The sequence below is a fragment of the Deltaproteobacteria bacterium genome (assembly GCA_021737785.1).
GTDB lineage: Bacteria > Desulfobacterota > DSM-4660 > Desulfatiglandales > Desulfatiglandaceae > AUK324.
Genome location: JAIPDI010000005.1, coordinates 67,464 through 89,418, shown reverse-complemented (window position 1 = coordinate 89,418; position 21,955 = coordinate 67,464). Strand labels below are relative to the sequence as shown.

The 21,955-nt window shown below is 51.4% G+C and carries 18 protein-coding genes; 15 read left to right on the top strand and 3 right to left on the bottom strand.

Features of this window, described 5'->3' with window-relative positions; genetic code table 11:
• Positions 1-66 precede the first annotated feature (66 nt).
• The 15 genes from K9N21_04455 (at position 67) to K9N21_04385 (ending at position 18,814) form a co-directional block, all read left to right on the top strand.
• On the top strand, positions 67-1,041 hold the full coding sequence (locus K9N21_04455) for a serine acetyltransferase (protein MCF8143153.1): 975 nt from the start codon (positions 67-69) through the stop codon (positions 1,039-1,041).
• Positions 1,042-1,058: 17 nt separating this feature from the next.
• Positions 1,059-1,982 carry a cysteine synthase A gene (gene cysK / locus K9N21_04450; GenBank protein ID MCF8143152.1) on the top strand — a complete coding sequence of 308 codons (924 nt, stop codon included), beginning with the start codon at positions 1,059-1,061 and terminating at the stop codon, positions 1,980-1,982.
• Positions 1,983-2,111: 129 nt separating this feature from the next.
• Positions 2,112-3,620, top strand: a complete 1,509-nt coding sequence (locus K9N21_04445; GenBank protein ID MCF8143151.1) for a sigma 54-interacting transcriptional regulator — start codon at positions 2,112-2,114, stop codon at positions 3,618-3,620.
• A gap of 47 nt (positions 3,621-3,667) precedes the next feature.
• Positions 3,668-5,965, top strand: coding sequence for a DEAD/DEAH box helicase family protein (locus K9N21_04440; GenBank protein ID MCF8143150.1), 2,298 nt, complete (start codon positions 3,668-3,670; stop codon positions 5,963-5,965).
• Positions 5,966-5,977: 12 nt separating this feature from the next.
• Positions 5,978-7,630, top strand: a complete 1,653-nt coding sequence (locus K9N21_04435; protein MCF8143149.1) for a type I restriction-modification system subunit M — start codon at positions 5,978-5,980, stop codon at positions 7,628-7,630.
• Complete coding sequence (locus tag K9N21_04430; GenBank protein MCF8143148.1) at positions 7,627-8,868, top strand: restriction endonuclease subunit S; 1,242 nt, start codon at positions 7,627-7,629, stop codon at positions 8,866-8,868. Before K9N21_04435 ends, K9N21_04430 begins: the two co-directional genes overlap by 4 nt.
• Before the next feature lie 11 nt (positions 8,869-8,879).
• Complete coding sequence (locus K9N21_04425; protein ID MCF8143147.1) at positions 8,880-10,550, top strand: AAA family ATPase; 1,671 nt, start codon at positions 8,880-8,882, stop codon at positions 10,548-10,550.
• Between the two features lie 2 nt (positions 10,551-10,552).
• The gene (locus K9N21_04420; GenBank protein ID MCF8143146.1) at positions 10,553-11,518 is read left to right on the top strand and encodes a hypothetical protein; all 966 of its coding nucleotides are present in this window, start codon (positions 10,553-10,555) and stop codon (positions 11,516-11,518) included.
• Between the two features lie 146 nt (positions 11,519-11,664).
• Positions 11,665-11,967 (top strand): hypothetical protein, encoded by a 303-nt coding sequence (locus tag K9N21_04415; GenBank protein MCF8143145.1) that lies wholly within the window; start codon positions 11,665-11,667, stop codon positions 11,965-11,967.
• A 300-nt stretch (positions 11,968-12,267) separates the two neighbouring features.
• Positions 12,268-12,684 (top strand): hypothetical protein, encoded by a 417-nt coding sequence (locus tag K9N21_04410; protein MCF8143144.1) that lies wholly within the window; start codon positions 12,268-12,270, stop codon positions 12,682-12,684.
• Between the two features lie 867 nt (positions 12,685-13,551).
• Positions 13,552-14,595: a patatin-like phospholipase family protein gene (locus K9N21_04405; protein ID MCF8143143.1), complete on the top strand. Its 1,044-nt coding sequence runs from the start codon at positions 13,552-13,554 to the stop codon at positions 14,593-14,595.
• Between the two features lie 56 nt (positions 14,596-14,651).
• Positions 14,652-15,677 carry a nucleotidyltransferase gene (locus tag K9N21_04400; GenBank protein MCF8143142.1) on the top strand — a complete coding sequence of 342 codons (1,026 nt, stop codon included), beginning with the start codon at positions 14,652-14,654 and terminating at the stop codon, positions 15,675-15,677.
• On the top strand, positions 15,670-17,493 hold the full coding sequence (locus tag K9N21_04395) for a ThiF family adenylyltransferase (protein ID MCF8143141.1): 1,824 nt from the start codon (positions 15,670-15,672) through the stop codon (positions 17,491-17,493). Before K9N21_04400 ends, K9N21_04395 begins: the two co-directional genes overlap by 8 nt.
• Positions 17,494-17,502: 9 nt before the next feature.
• A complete protein-coding gene (locus tag K9N21_04390; GenBank protein ID MCF8143140.1) occupies positions 17,503-17,973 on the top strand; it encodes a Mov34/MPN/PAD-1 family protein in 471 nt (156 codons plus the stop codon).
• 304 nt (positions 17,974-18,277) lie between these two features.
• Positions 18,278-18,814, top strand: coding sequence for a YkgJ family cysteine cluster protein (locus tag K9N21_04385; protein MCF8143139.1), 537 nt, complete (start codon positions 18,278-18,280; stop codon positions 18,812-18,814).
• A 198-nt stretch (positions 18,815-19,012) separates the two neighbouring features.
• Here K9N21_04385 and K9N21_04380 read toward each other — a convergent pair whose 3' ends face one another.
• The 3 genes from K9N21_04380 to lnt form a co-directional block, all read right to left on the bottom strand.
• On the bottom strand, positions 19,013-19,342 hold the full coding sequence (locus tag K9N21_04380) for a hypothetical protein (protein ID MCF8143138.1): 330 nt from the start codon (positions 19,340-19,342) through the stop codon (positions 19,013-19,015).
• A 41-nt stretch (positions 19,343-19,383) separates the two neighbouring features.
• Positions 19,384-19,977: a cation transporter gene (locus K9N21_04375; protein ID MCF8143137.1), complete on the bottom strand. Its 594-nt coding sequence runs from the start codon at positions 19,975-19,977 to the stop codon at positions 19,384-19,386.
• A 411-nt stretch (positions 19,978-20,388) separates the two neighbouring features.
• Positions 20,389-21,951: an apolipoprotein N-acyltransferase gene (lnt, locus tag K9N21_04370; GenBank protein MCF8143136.1), complete on the bottom strand. Its 1,563-nt coding sequence runs from the start codon at positions 21,949-21,951 to the stop codon at positions 20,389-20,391.
• Positions 21,952-21,955 lie beyond the last annotated feature (4 nt).

The window sequence follows — 21,955 nt, the reverse complement described above, 5'->3', positions numbered from 1 at the left end:
GTCGATGTTGAAATGCTTTAAGCTTTCAGCTTTCAGCTCATTCACCTCACGCCCGGAGTAAATATCATGGATCAGACGTCCAAAGAAGATCAATGCCGGATAGAAGCATCCAGTGTCGAGCAATACCGAAAAGACATCCCCGATATTGTGGACCGCCTCGAGCATTCCTGTGACGGACACCACTGTTTCGAACATGTGAGCCCCGAGCCCATTCCGTCCAGAGAGGCGATCATTGCCCTCATCGACACCGCCAAAAGGATCCTGTTCCCCGGCTATTTCATCCGAACACGGCTCGACAGGGTCAATCTCGGGTATTATCTGGGACAGGAGGTCACAGGGCTCTTTGAGAGCCTGGCCGAACAGGTGACCCTCTCCATCCGCCACGACTGTCTTCGTTATGATAAGCCCTGTTCCAAATGCCTGGAAGCAGGGTATGAGGCCGCCATCGGTCTGTTAAGAGAGATGCCTCTCCTCCGCAAGGCCCTTGCCAAGGATGTGGTCGCCGCCCGGGAAGGGGATCCTGCTGCCAAAAGCGAGGATGAGATCATCTTCAGCTACCCCGGGCTTTCAGCCGTCGCCACCTACCGGATTGCCCATCAGCTCTTTCACCAGGGGGTTCCCCTGATCCCGCGGATCATGACTGAATATGCCAAGAGCCGGACCGGCATAGACATCCATCCGGGGGCCCATATCGGCGAGAGCTTCTTCATCGATCACGGGACCGGCGTGGTCATCGGCGAGACCACCGTCATCGGCGACCGCGTGAGGATCTACCAGGGCGTCACCCTGGGGGCCCTCTCGCTTCCCAAGGGGACCATTCACCAGCTTCGCGACCGGAAACGGCATCCCACCATTGAAGACGACGTGGTCATCTATGCGGGGGCATCCATCCTCGGCGGCGAAACCGTTATCGGGGCCCGTTCGGTCATCGGCGGCAATGTGTGGCTGACCGAATCCATACCCCCGGATACCCGGGTCTTTTTGAAACGCCCGGAATTGATCATCAAGGATAAGCGTTCGGAGGGAGATATAATACGCTAAATAGGAGGGCTGAAATCATGAGTGGAATTTTCCCGGATATTACCCGTACCATCGGTTCCGTTCCCCTGGTGAAACTCAACAAAATATCCGAAGGAACCGCGGCGACCCTCCTGGCCAAACTGGAGTTCAAGAATCCCTTGGGAAGCGTAAAAGACCGTATCGGTCTGGCCATGATCGAGGCCGGGGAACGAGACGGACGGATCCGGCCGGACACGCTGATTGTCGAGCCGACGAGCGGCAATACGGGGATCGCCCTGGCGTTTGTATGCGCGGTCAGGGGCTACCGGCTCGTCTTGACCATGCCGGATACCATGAGCCGGGAGCGGCAGAAACTCTTGAAGCACCTGGGCGCCGAACTGGTCCTGACGCCCGGCGCAGAAGGGATGAAGGGTGCCATCCAGAAGGCCCGTGAGATGCTCGAAGACACTTCTGGCGCGTATATGCCCGACCAGTTCTCAAATCCTGCGAATCCGGAGATCCATCGAAAAACAACGGCCGAGGAGATCTGGGAGGACACCCGGGGGGCGGTGGACATCCTGGTGGCCGGGGTCGGTACCGGGGGGACCATCACAGGCGTATCAGAGGTGATAAAGGACCGGAAACCCTCCTTCAAGGCGGTTGCAGTGGAACCGCACGACTCGCCGGTTCTCTCGGGCGGTCAGCCCGGGGCCCACAAGATACAGGGAATCGGGGCAGGCTTCGTGCCGGACGTGCTGAATACCCGGATCATCGATGAAATTATTACGGTGACCAACGAAGATGCCTTTGAGGTGGCGAGAGCAATGGCCCGAAAAGAAGGCATCCTGTGCGGAATATCCTCAGGTGCGGCGGTCTGGGCCGCCCTTCAGGTCGCCGCAAGGCCAGAGAACGCCCAAAAAACCATCGTGACCATCCTTCCCAGCACCGGAGAACGCTACATCAGCACCCCGCTTTTTCTGTAACTTTTACATAGGCCTGCTCTTAAACATGTCCTGCTGAATACCTGGGCATAATAATAAGGCCGTCCAACCATCGATGCTCCATTATAAGAATCCTTGCAATATTACAAAGAATTTTGTATCAAGGAGGCCATGGAAGAGATTCTGACAAGCTGGATCGGATTCACGGATATCCGGGCATCCAAAGGATCTGAAAAGGATGGTTTAGGCCCTATCGGTCAGGCGGCCACGGCAAGGGCATTCGATGAGATCTGCCTTATCAGCGATCTAACTCCCGAGGAGACTGACCACTATGTCCAATGGCTCGGTTCGCTCACAGAGACAAAGATTGTCCTTCGCCCAGAGAAACTAACCGGTCCCACCCGATTCGGAGAAATATACGAAGCGGCCTCAAGGGTGGTAACGGACATCCTCTCCCGGCACGGAAAGGACGCGTCTCTGACCTTCCATCTGAGCCCGGGCACACCGGCCATGGCCGCCGTCTGGATCATCCTGGCCAAGACCCGCTTCCCGGCAGAACTGATTGAATCCTCAAAGGAGCACGGCGTCCTCACAGCCTCCGTGCCCTTTGACATTTCAGCCGACTTTATCCCGGACCTGTTCAGGAAGCCGGATCAGACCCTGAAGCGTCTGGCGGCCGGGCTACCTGCGGTTGCTCCGGAGTTTGACAACATTATTCACCGCAGCGAGGTGATGCAGCGGCTCGTGCTCAAGGCGAGACGTATTGCACCCCGATCTATTCCCGTGCTGATCGAAGGGGAGTCCGGCACCGGCAAGGAGCTGTTTGCCCGCGCCATTCACGACGCCAGCCCCCGCAAAGGCAAACCCTTTATTGCCATCAACTGCGGTGCAATACCCAAGGAACTGGTTGAATCCGAGTTGTTCGGCCACGAAAAAGGGGCCTTCACAGGTGCTGTGGCCACGCGGGCAGGCCATTTTGAAGCAGCCCACACGGGGACCATTTTCTTAGATGAGATCGGTGATTTGCCCAAGGAAATGCAGGTCAAGCTGCTTCGTACTGTAGAGGAAGGTGAAGTGAGACGGATCGGCGCAACTCAAGTCCGGCCGGTGGATATAAGAATCATTGCTGCAACCAATAGAAATCTTATAGAGGAGGTCGCGGAAGGCTCATTTCGGGAAGATCTCTTCTATCGTCTTGCCGTGGCTGTAATCAAACTGCCCCCCCTTCGTGAAAGAGCAGGAGACGTCAGCCTGTTGTTTGATCAGCTCCTGGAGCAGATCAACAAGGAAGGCCGCAACGAGCCAGGCTATAAGCGCAAGAAATTTTCCGCTTCAGCAAGAAATCTCCTGCTTCAGCACTCCTGGCCGGGCAATGTCCGGGAACTGCAGAATACCTTGACCAGGGCAGCAGTCTGGTCGGTGGGAGAAGACCTTGAAGAAGAGGATATACGGGAGGCGCTGCTCCCTGTTCCCGCAGCCGGCAAGGAAATGGAGCGCATTCTCAACCAGCCGCTGTCGGGTGGAATCAATCTCCCGGAAATCATAAAAACAGTGGCGGTCCATTATCTTGAAAGAGGGCTTTCAGAAAAACATGGCAATAAAACAAAAACCGCGAAAATACTGGGGCTGCCCAGCTATCAGACCCTGGCCAATTGGCTCAGAAGATACGGGCTTGAATAAGTTTGGCACGGTCGTTGCTTTTACATGCCGGCATGAAGGGTGAAACAATGAGCACACAGACCACAGAAGCTGACGCCAGGATACTCATAGATGACTTGCTCAAGGAGGCCAGATGGGATCCTTCAGACAAGTCCCAAGTGCTGACTGAGTTTTATATTCAGCAGGCCGACGAAAGTTTTTTTGCCGGTTTGAAGGTTGCAGAGTCCATGGGACATTATGGTCACAAAGAAAAACCAGACGAGGTAAAAAAGCATATTTCCGGTCGGGCTGATTATGTGCTGCGGGACAGCAAAGGTCGCGCGTTGGCAGTCATCGAGGCCAAGAAGAACGCCATCAATCCTTATGTGGCCAAACAGCAGGCCCTGCCCTATGCCCAGGAGCTTAGCGCACCTTTCATCTTTCTGACCAACGGCGACTTGATCTATTTCTGGGACTATCAGAACGACGATGCCAGAATTGTCGCCTCTTTTTATTCACGGCGGGACATGGAGCGATTGGTTGAATCCCGCAAGAACCGAAAACCCCTGGCTACGGTGGAGATCCCCGATTATTACATTCGCCAGGGCGAGACCCGCACCTTTCGGCCTTACCAACAGGAAGCCATGCGGGCGCTTGACCAGGCCCTTGAGCTTGGTAAACGGCGCTTTCTAATGGAACTGCCCACCGGTACCGGGAAAACCGACCTGACCGCCCTTTACATAAAAAGACTTATTGAGGCGGGATGGGCTGAGCGTATCCTCTTCCTGGTTGACAGGGAGCAACTCGCAAAACAGGCCCTTGAGACGATCCAGGATCTTCTCGGCGGTCAATATGGCAGTTACTGGCTGAAACCCGGCATGATCCGCCAGGAAAAGCAGATCACCGTCTGCCTCCTGCAGACCATGATAAACCGAACCCATGAATACACCAGCGGCTATTTCGACGTGGTGATCATGGATGAAAGTCACCGTTCCATATATGGGGCCTGGCAGGCGTCACTGACCCGCTTTGACGCCCTGCATATCGGCCTTACCGCCACACCGGCTAGCTACATCGACCGCAACACCTACGAATTTTATCACTGCAAGGCCGGCCAGCCTGATTTCTCTTACCGGATACAGGATGCCTTTGCCGCCGGTTTTCTATCTCCATACAAGTTTGCCACAGGCATTACCGAGGTGATCGCTGAAGGAGTGGACGTTGACGAGGAGCATTATGATCCGGCCAAATTCGAGCATCAATGGACCAATGAAAAGACCAACCGGTTGATGATAGAGGAGTTTGACCGCTTAGCCTGGGAGTCTTATCAGGAACTTGCCCCGGGCCAGAAGGTCGGCCCCGGCAAGGTGGTGGTCTTTGCCATCACCAAGCACCATGCCGCCCGCCTGGCCCAATACCTCAATGAACTCCACCCTGAGCACAAGGGCAATTACGCCGTGGTGATCACATCGGATGTAGCTGATCCCGACGCCCTGATCCGCCGGTTCAAGAAGGAGACATACCCCATGGTGGCGGTCAGTGTCGGTATGCTCGACACCGGATTTGACTGCCGGGAAATCCTTCACCTCGTCATGTGCCGCCGGGTGATGAGCCCCATTCTCTACCAGCAAATGCGAGGCAGGGGTACCCGCACCGCTCCGCACATAGAAAAAAAGAAATTCATCATCTATGATTTTTTTAACAACCATAAGCGTTGGAATGATTCGGATGCCGATGTCTTTACCGGTGGCGCCAAGGGGGGCACGGCGCCGGGCGGCTCCGGCGGCAAACCGGAACCCAAGGAGCTTGTCGAACTTGGCGTTGATGATGAGTGGCTCGAAGCGCTCAGTTATGTCGAGGTCGGTCCGGAAGGCGAAAGAATCGACAAGAAGGAATACCAGACCACCTGGGAAAAGACCATCTGGGAAATGAGCGCCGATGACCCGATCATAGAGAAGGTGAAAAAAGACGAACCGCTCTCCGATGATGAGGAAGAGGAGCTGTCCAACCGGCTCAACAACCCTAAGCTTTACTTTAATGAGGAAAACCTTCGCAGGGCATATAAAAATCCAATGGGAAACCTGATCGATTTTATCAAGGCCGCCCTTGGTCTTCTCAAAATTCAGGGCCGTGACGAAAAACTCGAAGAACTTTTCCGGGCCTGGCTGGTGGCAAAATCCCTGGCCCCGGAACAGGCCGAGTATCTCTCCCTGCTCAAGAACCGCGGCATTGCCACCGGCAAGGTGCAGCTGGACGACCTGTTCAAGCCGCCGCTTTCCATTCTCAATGCCGCAGGTATCGGAATCGAGCTGTTCGGCGAGCAGGGTTTACAGGAAATAGTGGATGATCTCAACAAAAGCGTTTTCAGCAAGGCGGCAAACACATAAGGAAAGAAAAACATGGACCAGGAAATAAGACGAAAGCTCAGCCGCATCACCGATATCCTTTGGGCGGGCGGGGTGACCAACCCGGTCACTTACATTGAGCAGATATCCTATCTCATTTATCTGAAACTCCTTGATGAGGAGGAGAACAACCGCGAACTGCGTGCCCGCCTCAAGGCCGGCAACGGCAAGCTGCTCTTTCCCGACCAGGCGGAACGCTTCCGCTGGATGAAGTGGCGATTTTACAGCGGAAACAAGCTGCGCGACTTTATCCGCGACGAGGTTTTTCCCTACATGGCCTCCCTGGTCAAGGACGAGCCCCAGGTGGCTGAGTATTTCCGGGACGCGGTCCTTGAGATCATGGACCCCAATGTTTTGAAGCAGGTGGTGGATGAGCTGGATACCATTGATTTTCGCAAACTGGGGCCGGATGTCAAAGGCGACATCTTTGAATACCTGCTGACCCATCTCGGCCAGTCCGCCCTGAACGGCCAGTTCCGGACCCCCAAGCAAATCCGGGCCTTCATGGTGGCCATGACCGATCCGGATATTGGAGATACGATTTTTGACCCGGCCTGCGGCACCGCCGGTTTTCTGATCGACACGGTGGATTACCTGCTGGCCAAATACAGCGAAACCCCTCAGGAACTGCCGATCTACGGTGAGGACTGGCTGGAGAAGAGAAAGCAGACTCTGGCCGAGGTGAGAAAGGAGATGCCCAACCTCCAGACCTACCGAAAAGGGGCCGGTGAAAAGATCCCGGACTGGGGGCTGCTGGAGGCCTCCATCTACGGCACCGATGTTTCCCGGCAAATGATGCGGATCTCTATGATGAACCTGGTTCTGCACGGCATCGGCAAGGCAAGGCTGAAAAGGGCGAATGTCCTTTCCGAAATGGGTGGTCTTACAGAGGAGGACCTGAACCGACGCTATAAGGTGATACTCTCTAATCCGCCCTTTGCCGGAGTGCTGCCCAAGGATTCCATCCGTCACGATCTGCCTACCAGTTCTAAAAAAAGCGAATTGCTTTTTCTGGCCCTGATGATGGAGTCTCTGGCTCCTGGCGGGCGCTGCGCAGTCGTGGTGCCGGAAGGGGCGCTTTTCGGCTCCACAGGCGCGCACAAGGATTTACGTAAAAAGCTGGTAAATGATTTTGAAATGATGGCCGTGGTGTCCCTTCCGGCCGGGGTGTTCAAGCCCTATGCCGGGGTTAAGACCTCAGTGCTGGTTTTCCGGAAACCGGTAGCCGAGCCAAAAAAGGGGCAGGCTGCAACCAGTAAGGTTTGGTTCTACGAGTTGAAGAACGACGGCTACGACCCGGACAAAATCCAGGGCGGCGGCCGGCTCGAGACCCCTGGGAAGAATGAAATCCCCGGCCTGCTTGCGGCTTGGGGTGAGTATAAGGAGTCTAGTTTTCAGAAACTGCCAGGTGAAAAAGCTAATGGTATGTTGCCGCCCGGTTCGGACGAGCCGAAATGCTGGTGGGCCGAATACGATCTGATCGAAGCAGCCGAGTATAATCTTAGCGTCAGCCATTACAAGCCGCAGATCGCAGAAGATGTGCCAGACGAAAACCCAGCAGATCTGATCAAGGATGTGCTTGCGATTGAGCAGGATATTACGGAAGGGCTGGAGAAGCTGCTCAAAGACGTGGAGGCGGTAGTATGAAGTGGCCTGAGTTCAAACTCTCAAACCTCGCTGAAAAATTCATAAGTGGAGGAACGCCCAATACCAAAGTTGAACCTTATTGGAGTGGGGATATTCCATGGATTACCGGTGCTGATTTTACTGACGGAGAAATCATTCTTGGAAGGCGCCATATAAATCAAGATGCACTAAATAACAGCGCGACTAATATCGTACCGAAAGGTTCGATTATCATGGTTACCCGTACAGGTGTGGGGAAAATCGCTATCGCTCAAGAAGACACTGCTGTCAGCCAGGATATAACAGGAATTATTCTTAAAAATGGCATTGATACAAATTATGTTGTTGCTGCAATTAAGAATAAAATGGCCACACTTCTTTCTGCACAGCGGGGGGCAACGATAAAAGGAATAACCAGAAAGGATATTGCTAATTTAGTATTAACCCTTCCTCCTCCATCAGAGCAACAGCGGATTGTGGAGATCCTCGACCAGGCGGAGCGGTTGCGCAAACTGCGCGTCGAGGCGGACAAAAAAGCCGAGCGCATCCTCCCCGTCTTGTTCATCAAGATGTTTGGCGATCCCACCACGAATCCAATGAGATGGCCGCAAAAGCCACTAATTAAGGTCTGCATTGATAAGCCAGAATATGGAGCTAATGCAAGCGCAGTTGAATGGAAAGAAGGCAAGCCAAGATATGTGCGTATTACTGACATATTAGAAAATGGTCAACTTTCTCCAAATGGAGTCGTTTCACTTAGTCTCGAAAATTGGGAACAATACCAATTGGTCAAAGGAGATTTGTTATTTGCACGAAGTGGTAATACGGTTGGCAAGACATACCTCTATCGGAATAAAGACGGTCTTTGCGCTTATGCTGGTTATTTGATTCGGTTCAAGCCAGACACTAAGAAGATGGAACCTGCTTTTTTATTCGCACTCACTCAGACAAACTATTACAAGAGTTGGGTTGCTGCTCGAAAGCGGGTTGGTGGGCAACCAAACATTAATGGGAAAGAATATTCTATTTTATCGGTTCTGTGTCCGCCATTGCCTTTGCAACAGAAATTTTCAGCAGTCCTAACCCAATTGGATACGAATCGAGAAAGGATGAGAACATGCTGTGCAAGGCAGGAAATTCTCTTCAACTCAATTTTACACCGCGCCTTCACCGGCGAACTCACCGCCTCCTGGCGTAAAGCGCACATGAAAGAACTCCTACAGGAAATGGAAGTCCAGGCCAAGGCATTGGCCGTATAGGAGAAAGAAAAATGATCACAGCTCTTCGCCTTGGGAACTTTAAGGCCTTTGCTGAAGCCCAGAACATCCCGATCAAGCCAATCACTCTGATCTTCGGGGCCAACAGTGCCGGCAAGTCCAGCATCATCCACAGCCTGGCCCTGGCCCATGAGGCCATGCGCACTGGTGAACTGGATCTTTTCCGCACCGACCTGGGTGGCAGTTCCATTGATCTGGGCGGTTTCCGACAGTACATTCATCGCCGTCAGGCCAATCGCCGAATGGAATGGGGCATGACTCTGAGAACGAAGAAATTTACCGGGAGGCTCAAGGAACTTCTGAAACCGGTAGGCGAAATCACCGTAAACATCACCACAGGCATGCCCCTTGACGACCAGGACGAGCCTCTGCCAGGCGCCGTGCCCCATGTCATTTCCTATGAACTTGAGAGTGACGGCAGCACTTTGCTCCGCATGAGCAGAAGGCCGGGTAATCAGATGGCCCTTGATCTCTTGCCATATAAGCACCCCGTGCTTCGGCGTATCATCAGCGCCCTCATTGAAATCCATACAACCACCGGGACAGTATCAGAAGAAGACCTCTCTGCCCTGGAGAAACCGATTGAGGGTATCATCGCCGGTCTGCGCGCTTCCATGGGTGCATTCTTTCCAAAGGGGCTCAAGGACCGCAGTCGGGAGGAAGAAGGTGATTCAACAAAGCCGCCGGGATTTTTCCCTGTCAGCAAAGGTTACCGGCAGGAGGACCTTGCAAAAGCCCTTCGCATTTTTCTCCCGCGCACGCTTGACGAACTTATTGAGAAGTTGAACAGCGTGCTCCGCTTGGAGATCAACCGACTCCAGTACCTGGGACCGCTTCGCTCCTACCCGGCCCGGCACTTCGCTTTTGCCGAGCATGAAGACATCAACTGGTATGCCGGGGGTGGTTATGCCTGGGACGTTGTCCGCCGCAACAAGGAAGTTCGCGACAAGGTCAACTCCTGGCTCTGTGACACTAAAAAACTTAGCACCCCTTATGAACTTTCTATCAAAAACCTTCTGACCATAGATGACTTGGATACTGATTATCAAGAAATCGTTGAGCAAATCGAACGGGCCCATGTTGACGGAGACCATGACAGACTCGGCGGCAATACCGAAGAAGGGGTTTATGGAGATCTGTTTGGAACACTTTACTCCGCCCTAGACGAGATCAAGAAGAAAGAAACAAACCTCGCAAGCATCCAGGAACTGGTCCTTCTGGACCGCCGCACAGATACACAAGTTTCTCAGCGCGATGTCGGTATCGGCATAAGCCAGGTCCTGCCCATTTTAGTCTCGGCCTATGCCTCCCGGGAAAAGATCATAGCCATCGAGCAGCCGGAGATACACCTTCACCCGGCTCTTCAGGCCGAGCTTGGAGACGTGTTCATCGAGTCCGCCCTGGCAGGCAACGACAACACCTTTCTGCTGGAAACCCACAGTGAGCATCTGCTCTTGCGGGTTATGCGACGGATGCGTGAAACCACCTCAGGTAAACTGCCGAATGGGCTTCCATCTGTCCGTCCTGAGGATGTTATGGTTTTATTCGTCGAACCGGTTGGATCTCGTAGCATTATTCACGAAATGCCATTAAATAAGAGAGGTGATTTGGTTAAAGAATGGCCTGGTGGATTTTTCGAAGAGGATTTTGAGGAGCTTTTCTGACCATGTACTTTTATGTTTTCCTCCAACCAGAGATGTTTGAAGAGGCCGCGGAAGACGGGGAAGACGCAGCTCAACATCTTTTAGCGGTCCTGAGCGGACTCCTCCAGAATTGTTTCCTCGCCGTTTTTGAAGACGACCGCTGGGGTGAGTCCGTAAAAGAAAAACTGGAGATTTGGCCGGAAACCATGACCCGTAGTAACGTCAAAAAGATCTTGGTCCGGTTTAAAAAACGTAAACGATTTCTGTATAGTATCTCTCCTGATTATATGGGTGAGCAGTCGGATCTCGGCTGTGTTTTTGAGCAAGCGAAAACGATTCTTTTGGATCTTATATTGGTGATCGCATCTGAAAGTAATCGTTCCGCGCCGGAAGGGATTGAAATCGCAACGCGGCGTTCCTATCAGCAAACGGCATTTGAGCCGAGACGTTCAGACCTTGCCGTCTACGGAAAGACCTGTAGTAAGGGTGAAATGGACGAGGCAGGTTTTGTGGAATTCCATTTCGCAAAAGCCCTTAAACATGCCGAAACGGTTCACATCTGTGACCGCGTTTGCGGCAATAAGAACCTTACGCAAAATTTTCGCTATACCATCAGGCAGCTCATGGGTTGGTTGGGCGGCGTCTTACTCGATCCAGGGAATTGCAGAATCATCTTTCATATGGGTCAACCCAAAGGTCATGGGATAAACTTCGTAATAGAGGAGATTCGCTCATTCAAGAAGGGGCCTTTATCCAAGACAGCGGTCGAAGTGCATTTTTATGATGAGTCATTGCCCCGGCCGACCTTGCCTCATCAGAGGTTTATCCTGACAGACCAAATTGCCCTCGATGTAGATCGAGGTTTGGATTTCCTTGATGAAAACACGCATAGATGTCGTGACGCCTATGTCAACTACCAGAAACCGGAAGAGGCGAGAAAACTCCTCAGCAGCTATTCTATCGGATGCATATCAACCCATGTACTCTAATCTTTGCGAGTTATTTCGTCGTTATGTTTGGGTTTGTTTAAAGATATCAGATTTTTAAATTATCCAACAAAACGGAAGAGTTAAAGCTAAATTATGATCCAATCGGAAAAAAGGCGCCGGAGATCATAGAGGCGATTGCAGCGATAATGGAACACGAGACCGCTGGAGAGCCTGTCAGTGGATGCAAATGGACGCGGAAAACCACATTGAAAATTGCCCAAAAGCTGAAGCGCTCAGGTATTCGAGTTTCGGCCAACACTGTGGGCAGCTTGTTGAAAAACATAAACTTTTCGATTCGAGTAAACCTTGATGGTTTCGTAAAAAGTCCTAAAACCGTCATGCCGGACTCGATCCGGCATCCAGAACCTGTTGAAAGTAAGAGTAAACTCGGGGAGGGCATGAGATATCGTAATTTCATATCCATCTCAATAGGTTACAAAAGATTTTGATTAACCACAGAAAAATTGCCACAACATAATTATTGACCTCTGTGAACACTCCTCCGGTACTGGTTCACAACGGAAAAGACGACCCTGGAACAATACGCTCAGGGCAGATCTATTGCTTCTTGTGTGGCATCCTGGTTCCATACAATCTACCCCATATGCTTTTATATAGCTGCCGGAAGAATTTTGTTTTACTACCACATCAGGCTGTTCGGCCACTGATTATGGCGTTTGGTTGTGGACCTATTTTATATGGAAAGGACGATAATTAAAAGGAAATTAGAAGAATAAAATGGATTTTCAATATTTTTTGTCAGAATAAAATCAACTAAATATACACAACATAACCTTTCTAACAACATAAGTACCACACGTGATACCTTTGAATTTGCCGTTGATTCTATGCGTACCTGGTGGTCACGCGCGGGATCGAACCACTATCCAAATGCCGACCGCCTACTCATCCTCGCCGATTGCGGCGGGAGCAATGGCTACCGCACCCGTATGTGGAAACATCAGCTGCACATGGGATTCTGCAATCGCTTTGGTCTTCAGGTGAAAGTCTGTCATTATCCGCCCGGTTCTTCCAAATGGAATCCTATTGAATATAGGATGTTCTCATTCATCAGCAGCAATTGGGTTGCACTAGCATTGCGCGACGATGAAACCGTATTAAGATTAGAGTCGGAAAGAAGGTGTCACGACATTCCTCCTTATTGATAGATCAAGTAAATTCCATCCGCAATTTCATAAACCACAGGGAATGGGAATCGGCATCTTACGGGCTAGCCTGTTCAATGTGCTTTTTGGCCATAGAAACTGATGGCTTCGATCAAAAGTGATTTATCAAAGGGATAGCCGGTCTCACTACAAATCCAAGACATATTACTGGTGTGAGTTAAACGATACAAATTCATGACAAGGCAAGGGCAGAGTCAGGGCAGAGTCAGGGCAGAGTCAAGGCAGAGTGATGGCAGAGTTACAGCCAGAGTGGAGCCAGAGTCGTCCAGGGAAATGAGAAATTCTACCACAGCGGTTTCCGCTCCACGTTGATATAAAATGAGTGGCCCCTCCGAATATTCCCTTTCTTGAAATACGACTTGCCTTCCGATCTCAGCCTCAAACAGGGGGCCGCGAAAGCCGGAGAGCTGAGCGCTGCACCAAGGGACTAAGTAGGGACTGAGCAGGGACTAAGTGCTAAGCAGTCCACCAGGCACTAAGTAGGCACTAAGTAAGCCCCATGTACTCAGAACCCATAGAACCATAATAAAATTTATAACATGGCAAACAATTTTATTATTATTTTCTTTCCTTTTAAATAATATACTACTCTTTTTCGTTTCCATTCTTCTTGAGCGTAAGACCTAACCATTTGATATTAAAAGATTGTAAAGCCAATTTCTCTTGAGTTTCAAGAGGTATGGCGTTGTTTCATTTCAATGGCATGCCGCTTGCTATTAAGTGTTAGTAGCCTTCTCAAAACAAAAAATAATTTATTTAAGGATTAGCATTATGTTCGAGCAACCTGCCTTTTCCCAAGAAAACGCAAACACGCCTTTCCGAGTTCTCTGCATCGACGGAGGTGGCATGAGGGGGCTTTACACCGCCTCTTTGTTCTCCACCCTTTCCCGGCGATTTGACGTGCGATTTGGAGAAGAGGAACCGGATATCGGGAACGCCTTCCAACTGATATGTGGTACGAGCACGGGCGCCATCTTGGCCTGCGGCCTGGCAGCGGGTGTCCCTCTGGGAAAGATCCGTGATTTTTATATCCGAAAAGGCCTCGAAATCTTCCCTGATCCTTCACCAAAAAGAAAAGGTGTCCTCAGGTGGTGTTTCCGGTATCGGAAAAAACCTGCTGCGGTCGTTGAAGCATTTCGAGAGGCTTTGGAGGGGACCTTTGGAGAAATGACCATACAGGATGTCTACGAAAAAAGGCACATTGCCCTTTGTATCCCTGCGGTGAAGGCCATCAATCACCAGGCCCGCGTGATCAAGACCAGCCACCTGGAAGGCAAACACCGTGATGATCGTTATAGACTGGTGGATGTATGTCTGGCGAGTACCGCGGCGCCGATTTTCTTCCCGCTGGCCCGTGTTCTAAACCCTGATGACTCTCACAATGTCCAGCATTTCGTGGACGGTGGACTTTGGGCCAACAATCCCGTCATGGTCGGCCTGATAGAGGCGCTGGGGATGACCGGGGAGAATACCCCGATTGAACTGGTTTCCGCGGGGACCTGCGACCAGCCCACAGGGGACCCGAATCTTTTGAAAAACGCCGATTGGGGGCTCAAGGAATGGAAGGTGGGCATAGGCATCCTAGAAATGGCCATGTCTGCACAATCGTCTGGCTATGGATTTATGGCCCGTATGCTGGCCGGATATCTTAAACGGGCAGGCCGCAATATCAAAGTCATGCGCCTGGAAGAGCCCAAAAAATCACCGGAACATTACAGTGCCATTGGCCTGGACAGGGCAGATGAAGTCGCGGTCCGCACATTGCTATCCCTTGCGGAGGCCGACGCTGACCGCATTCACAGCAAAGCGATGAGGGACGACCCTGGGGAATTGGTCCCCATTAGAGAAATCTTTTCAAATCTTTCGGTTCTTCCAAGGGAAACGCCCTGATTTTCCCATTGAAGGGCTTCTTGATGTTTTTGGAGGATGGATTTCATCTGAACACAATGAAAAAGGGAGGCATCATGTACGATTGTTCTTCAGAGATAATGGATTTTTACAGGAAACACGTAAGGCTCTCAGCGGCCCAGGTCAGCAAGCTTGCTGATTATAGAGAAGCCAATAAGGGGCGGGTGGAAACCGGCTTGAAGAAGAATGAAAACCCATTGCCTTTACGTCACATCAACCAGGGGTCTTACGCCATGAGGACCATCAACCAGCATCCAAGGAACGATTATGACATTGACGTCGGCGTGGTCTTTGGGAAAGCGGACCTTCAGGGACCACAAGGTGGTGATAAGACGGCCTTTGAGGCCCGAAAAATGGTCTGCGATGCCGTTCAAGACAGCCATTTCAAAACGCCCTCGGAGGTAAGGCAGAACTGTGTCCGCGTGTATTATAACGAGGGCCACCACGTGGATATGCCCGTCTACAGACAATTTGAAGATGATTGGGATGAAACGAAAATCGAACTTGCAGGGAACGATTGGATTGAATCGGATCCGGAGGCGGTTACGAACTGGTTCAACAATGCCGTCATAGACCAGAGCCCGGATGAGACAAACGGCCGACAGATGCGGCGGATTGTCCGTTTGTTGAAATTCTGGGCCAAAAGTCGGGACTCCTGGAATATGCCGACAGGTTTCATCATCTCAAAATTGGTGGATGAGTGTTATATTTCCACAAAGGACCGGGATGACCGGGCGCTTTATGAAACCATAGAGAAAATCAAAGAAAGGCTTTTCTGGAGCAAGGATGTTCAGCACCCCGTCCTTGAAAATACCCTCATCAGTGAAGGGAAAGAAGCGTCCGTTAACGAGATGGAGACAAGGCTGGAGCAGGCCCTGAATAATCTTTCAGTCCTGCACGATGCTCAGTGTACTAGGCAGACTGCACTCAAGGCCTGGAAAGGGTTTTTCAATCATTCGTTCTTCTCGGATCTTCTGGAGAATTCCGCGGCAATGGCCATCACCATAGCCGATAAGGAACCCAGGGAGCCGGTCCGGAAAAGAGGGGGGAGTCGATTTGGGTAAAATGGCGGGGCTCTTTCCCGTGATAGCCCGTGAAACCATTGAGGCCACGGCCTGTTTTCTGATCTCAAAAGATCCGAAAGTCAGGCCCCTGACCGGAAGAGACCTGGCAGGCTACAAAGACACGGATTTCATAGCAGGCTGGCAGACACGGATCAGGACATCGGATCAAGATTTCAGGGTAAATATTCTTCTTGACGGTTTGACTCCGTTCTCTCCCCCCAGAGTGGGCCTTGCCGACAAAAAATGGTTTCTTAAATGGCCGCATTTTGAAAAAGGGGGATTATTGTGCCTCCGGCAGCAGGATGATTCTCTGGTCCACCAAACAGGAAGCGGACTCGTTGAATATTACCTGAGGGAGGCTGAAAATCTCATTCAGGAGAACCTGAAAGGACAGAACGAACAGGATTTTTCCTCTGAATTTCAAAGTTACTGGAAGTACTGGTGCGATCAAAGGAATGGGGCACAATTCAGTGTCCTCTTTTTTGGACAGCCGGACCCTCCATCACGGATGGTGTATTGCGTCTCATCAAAAGAAACCGTTTTGATCTGCGATTCCGTCTCCGCAGCAAAAAAATGGCTGAAGGATGCGGGTTGGAAATCGGAGCCGGGGGAGGAAGACTTCCGGGATGCGGGTTTCTTGTGGCTGGAATCCTCGCTCAAGCCTGATGAGTATCCGAGGAATAATTCGGATGTCGTGTCACTGGTACAGAAGAGAAGTAAAGCGGGTTTCGACATCTTTCGCAGTCTTGTTCCCGTCGAGCCGGGTCATGTGGATCTCATCTTCGGCTTTGAATCGGGCAACGGACCGGCGTTAGGCTATTTAAAACTCAATGAACCTATTCGGCAGGTCTCCCCTAAAAAGAGAAACTATCCGAGATTCAACGGATTTCGCAAAAAATCGGGAGGGACTATTCAACTTAAGAATCGTTTTTTTGGAGTTGATGGCAAGACAGAGCCTGCAATGGTTCAACGTATAGATTCAGGTTGGATATTTGAGCGAGGAGGCAATGGGCTTAAAGACGAGATCAAACATGCTAAGGTATGCTTCATCGGATGCGGATCTCTGGGAGCGCAGGTTGCCATGATCTTGTCCCAAAACGGTGTGGGAAAACTGGTTCTGATCGACCATGAAATTCTGTCCTGGGATAATATTGGGAGGCATCTTTTGGGCGGGGCCGAAGCCGGGCAATATAAGGCTACTGCATTAAAGACACATATTGAAAAACACTTTCCGGGAATGATTGAGATTCAAGCGGAGCCGAAGACGTGGCAGAAGGTGTATATCAATGATGCACCTGTCATGCTTAAAAGCGATGTGATCGTCTCGACTGTGGCGGACTGGGATGCCGAGTCCGCCTTGAACCATGCTTCTATTGCAGATGCTGATTTTCCACCGGTCGTGTACGGTTGGACCGAACCTTATGGGATTGTTGGACATGCCCTGGTAACGATGGGGGTTGGCGGATGCCTCTCTTGCGGGATGGATCCATATGGTACCTTCATCAGGGCAATCACCGAATGGGGTAATTCTTTGATTGCAAAACGCCCTCCCGCTTGTGGAGTCACCTATCAGCCCTATGGTGTTATCGACATCTTACCGACACAAAATATGATAGCCAGGCTTGTGCTGGATATCCTGCTTGAAAAGATAAAAAAATCGCAACACAGGGTCTGGATCGGTAACCTGAATTCATTAGCCGATATGGAGGGCAAGCTCGCTGACGGAGTCCAGAAGTATTATGGTGCGATAGGGCAGGGGGAACGTTTCATTACGAAAGATTGGAAAGTTCAAGAAGCCTGCCGATACAGCCATTGAGACGCCGCTATGCTAACCTTTATTCTCCCAGAAAAAAGACAAGAAATTCAGTTCTCAGACAACGTTTTGGATCATTTCTTAAAAAAGAGGCAAGTGTTACCCCACCGGAAGGAAGTAGGGGGGCAACTCTTTGCGACCATCACCCCGAAAACTGTCTCAATATTAGCATCGACAGGCCCTGACAAGCTCGATACCAGGAGGCGGTTTTCACTGTTTCTCAACAAACGCCGCATCCAAAGGGAGATCGACCGCTATTTCAAAAAGGGCTTACACTATGTGGGAGACTGGCACACTCATCCTCAGCATCCACCCTTTCCGTCACACATTGATTTCTCTTCGATGGAGGAATGTTTTCTGAAATCGGACCATGAACTCAATTATTTTCTCATGGTGGTGGTGGGTCAGTCGGACAAACCTTCTGACATATGGGTAGGATTGATCAATGGTCATGAAATCCTCCGGTTGCAGCCAGTTTCATGATCTAAATCAAATCGATAATAAAAGATGGGGCAAGCCCATTATGGCCGACAAAGACATCCAATTCCATACAGCCGAAGAAGCCATCCATAAGGTCTTCGCGGATCTGGTTGAAGCATCAAATGGCTGGCTTGATTTCGCGATGTTTGCCAGAGTTTACGGCTTTTTGACCGGAGAGGAAGCCTGGCCCAGCACTTGCCAGGAGAAGGAGTTAGAATTCACGAAATCGGGGATCTGGCATCAGGGCCCGGGGATGGAAGGAGCCGATTTCATTGCTAAATGGGACTTCAAAAGTCATGTTGTTCCAATGATCCCGAAACTGGAAGATAGACTTGATGATATTGCAACGATCTATGAATGGGTCATGTGGGTGAAGGCGATGCCGGGGAAAGGGCGTAATGGGGAACCCGGCATTTATGTTGAGACGGAAATGGAAAAATTTCAATGCGTCCAATGCGGGCATTGCTGCCGGGATCTGTCTGACGCCTTTTGCACGAGCGTCGATACTGAGGATATCAATCGATGGAAAAGGGAAAAACGGTGGGACATACTGCGATGGGTCGATATTTTCAACTTTGACGGCGTGGAAGCCTTCGGTGACCTCTGGATCAGACCAAACACAGGGGAAGAGGTCGATCGATGTCCATGGCTTCGGAAGCTGCCTCTAAAGGACGCATATAAATGCCGGATCCATGAGACCAAACCTGCACACTGCAGAAATTATCCGAAATCAAAAAAACATGCGCTGACCACAGGATGTAAGGGTTTTGGAAATGATCATACCCTTGACGAAGTGAAGGCGGAGTTGGAAAGCATCTATCGCGTTCCGGATCGCTTGAGGTAAATCGTCTGCTTTTACCCGCCCCCCTTAATCTCAGAATAGCTTTATTACTGCGAAATTTGGCTCGTCACCGGAGAATGGTATGGCGGAGGTATCCACCCCTCCCGAAAAAATGAGTCATAAAACTCTTATTTAGGGGCATGGGCAAAAGAGATACCGATGGATTTGAAAGGGGTAACCAGAGTTCATCTCTCCGGTGCATTATGTCTTTTGAAAGTCCTCTTGAATATCCTCAAGACGTTTCAGATCCGTGACCATGACCTCAACCCCTGCGTCAGAGAAGACATAGCCCGGGCCTCGTCCGCTCAATTCCTTTGGTGAATAGACCCAGTCAACGCCCTTTTCGAGGAGCCACTCGCTCACCTTGATTCCTTTCCCCTTGTCATCCTCTCTGAACGGATTATGGTAAAAGGCCTCTGAGATGAGTTCGCCGTCTTTCTGCCTCTTGGAGGCCACATAAAAATGGGGAGCGCTTCCGAAGTGATCCGCCAGAGACGCCTTGTCTTCACCCAGCCGTATGGCGCAGGTCATGACCTCCTTTTTCCGGGGTTCATAATGGATCAGGATGGGGTCTACATTGGAGAGTTTTTCCCTGATTTCTTTATCAATCTTGCTGATGAAAAAATGGGCCCTCTCCAGACTCCCTGCCTGGACAACGATAGCGGCCTCGATGAATTTATAGGGGCCGGACTTTCTCCCCCAGAGTGCATTGATGGAGACAACCTTGGATTTATCATGATGATCGTCTTGACCTGGTCCATTGTCTTGAAATCGATGGAGGCGTCCAGCAGCACACGAAGGGCGTCCACCAGGATGGCGATGGCCGCCTTTGCAATCAGGACCACCACCAGAAGGGCCGCGAATTTATCTAAGTCCCATCCAAGTATCGAGACTAGCAGACCCGCTAAAATGACCCCGGATGAGAGCATATCGGTGCGAATATGCTGGGCGTCGGCCATGAGGCTGGGTGAGCCGATCTGTTTTCCCTGAGCAAGTTCATAGCGGGAGAAGGCAAATGTGATGGCCATGGTCAAAAGCACACCGGCCATGGCGTAGGGGAGTGTTCCCCTATTCAGTTGGGCGGTTTCAAAAAATACGGTATGCACAATCTCGTAGCCCGCCAGAAAAATAAGGATGGAACACCCTGTTTTTTCGCTCTGGTCCATAGATCAGGCACAAGGCATTAGGCGCAAGGCGTCAGGGGGTTATGGGTTTATTGGGTTCGTTGGGTTCGCTGGGTTTATTGAGTTCCGCTGGAAAGCGGGATTGAGCCATTGAGAGATTATCGACTTGTCAGCCATCGTCTCACCAGCTTATCAGCTCACCAGCTCACCAGCTCACCAGCTATCAGCCATCAGCTATCAGCTGCTGACCCCACAGCGACTCATCAGCGACTCATCAGCCATCGTCTTACCAGCTTATCAGCTTACCAGCTTAACATCCAGCAACAAAGATCAGAGGTCTGACATCGGAGGTCGGAGGTCGGAAACCCCACCCTCTTCGCATGCCCGCATTTCAGCATCCCAGCGTCTGAGGTCCAGCGTCCGTTATCCAGCATCCAGTATCCAGCATCCGGATTAACCAGCCTTCCGTCTCCGTCTTGTCCGGATATGGTAAATGATGTGTGCGGCGGAGATGATGAGGAGGGTCACCGCAAACAGGTCTCCAAAACGGCTGTAGAAAGTCAAGGGAAACGCCCCCGCGGTTATGGAATCTTTTAAGACCGCTTCAACAAAGAGATCACTTTTGGATTGGATTACGCCCGTAGGGGTGATCAAGGCGCTGAAGCCGGTGTTGGCGGCCCGTATCATGGGTCTGCGGTTTTCCACCGCCCGGAACACGGCCATGCTCAGATGCTGAAACGGGGCGCTGGTCATGCCGAACCAGGCATCGTTGGTAATGTTTACAAGGATATTGGCCCCGTTTCTGGTCAGCTCCCCGGCCAACTGCGGAAAAATCGCCTCAAAGCATATCAGGACCCCCACGGAAAGATCCCCTGTCTTGAGCGCCTCTGATTTCTCTCCCCGGGCAAAATCACCGGCAGCCGCCACCAGGCGATGGATAAAAGGGAGATATCTTTTCAAGGGTACATATTCCCCGAAGGGGACCAGGTGGATCTTGTCGTAATACAGAATGTCCCCGCTTTCCGGTGCGATCATGTAGGCCCGGTTGTAATAGCGAACGGCCCTCTTGTCCCGCCTGTATGCAGGGCTTCCAAATATGAGGACGGCCCCCGACTCCTCTGCAAGGGATACAATGCCCGGAGAAAATTTCGGATGGTCCTGAAAGAAAAAGGGGAGGGAGGTCTCCGGCCACACGATCAGTTCGGGATGGAAAGACCGGGTAGCGCGGGTGAGCCGGTAATAGCGCTGCAGGGTTTCCTCCTGGTATGCGGGATCCCATTTGACAGACTGATCGATATTGGCCTGTACGACCGCGGCCTTCACCGGGCGGCCCCCCTCTTCCCCGGTCCGGGCTTCGGAGAGCTGATAAAGGCCGTATACCCATGCCCCTGCCAGGAGCAGGACAGAAACGGGAAGTTCCCATTTGAGGACCCTGCCGTTTCGGCGGGGAGGCCTGAGGGAGATGCGGAAGATCAGGCCGTTCACACAGACAATGAGGAAGGAGATACCGTATACCCCGAAAAGGTCTGCCAGTTGAATGATATGGAGGTGTTCATATTGGCTGTATCCCAGAAGACACCAGGGAAAACCGGTCATCAGATGGGTCTGGAGATATTCCAGGCCCACCCAGTATCCGCCCAGAATGACGGAATAGAGAACCGTATCCGTGAGTCGGGATGCCAATGTGGAAAAAAGGGCCATATAGAGAGAGAGGTAGAGGGAAAGGAGAATGAGGGCAATCAGGGCGATAACGATATGGAGGTTGCCGTAGTGCTCCAGCACCACGATGATCCAATAAATGAGGGTCAAGAAATGGGCGAGACCGGAAACAAGCCCCAATTTAAAGGCATTGAAAGGAGAAGTGCCTTGAATCCCCTTCAGGAGGGGGACCAGGGCGAACCATGCCACGAATGAAAACTTCCCGGGAGGAAACGAAAGCGTCAGCAGGACGCCGGATAGAGCTGCAAGGAGGAGGTTGCGAAGGGACACCGGAGACGGTCTCGGCACAGGCATCATGGGA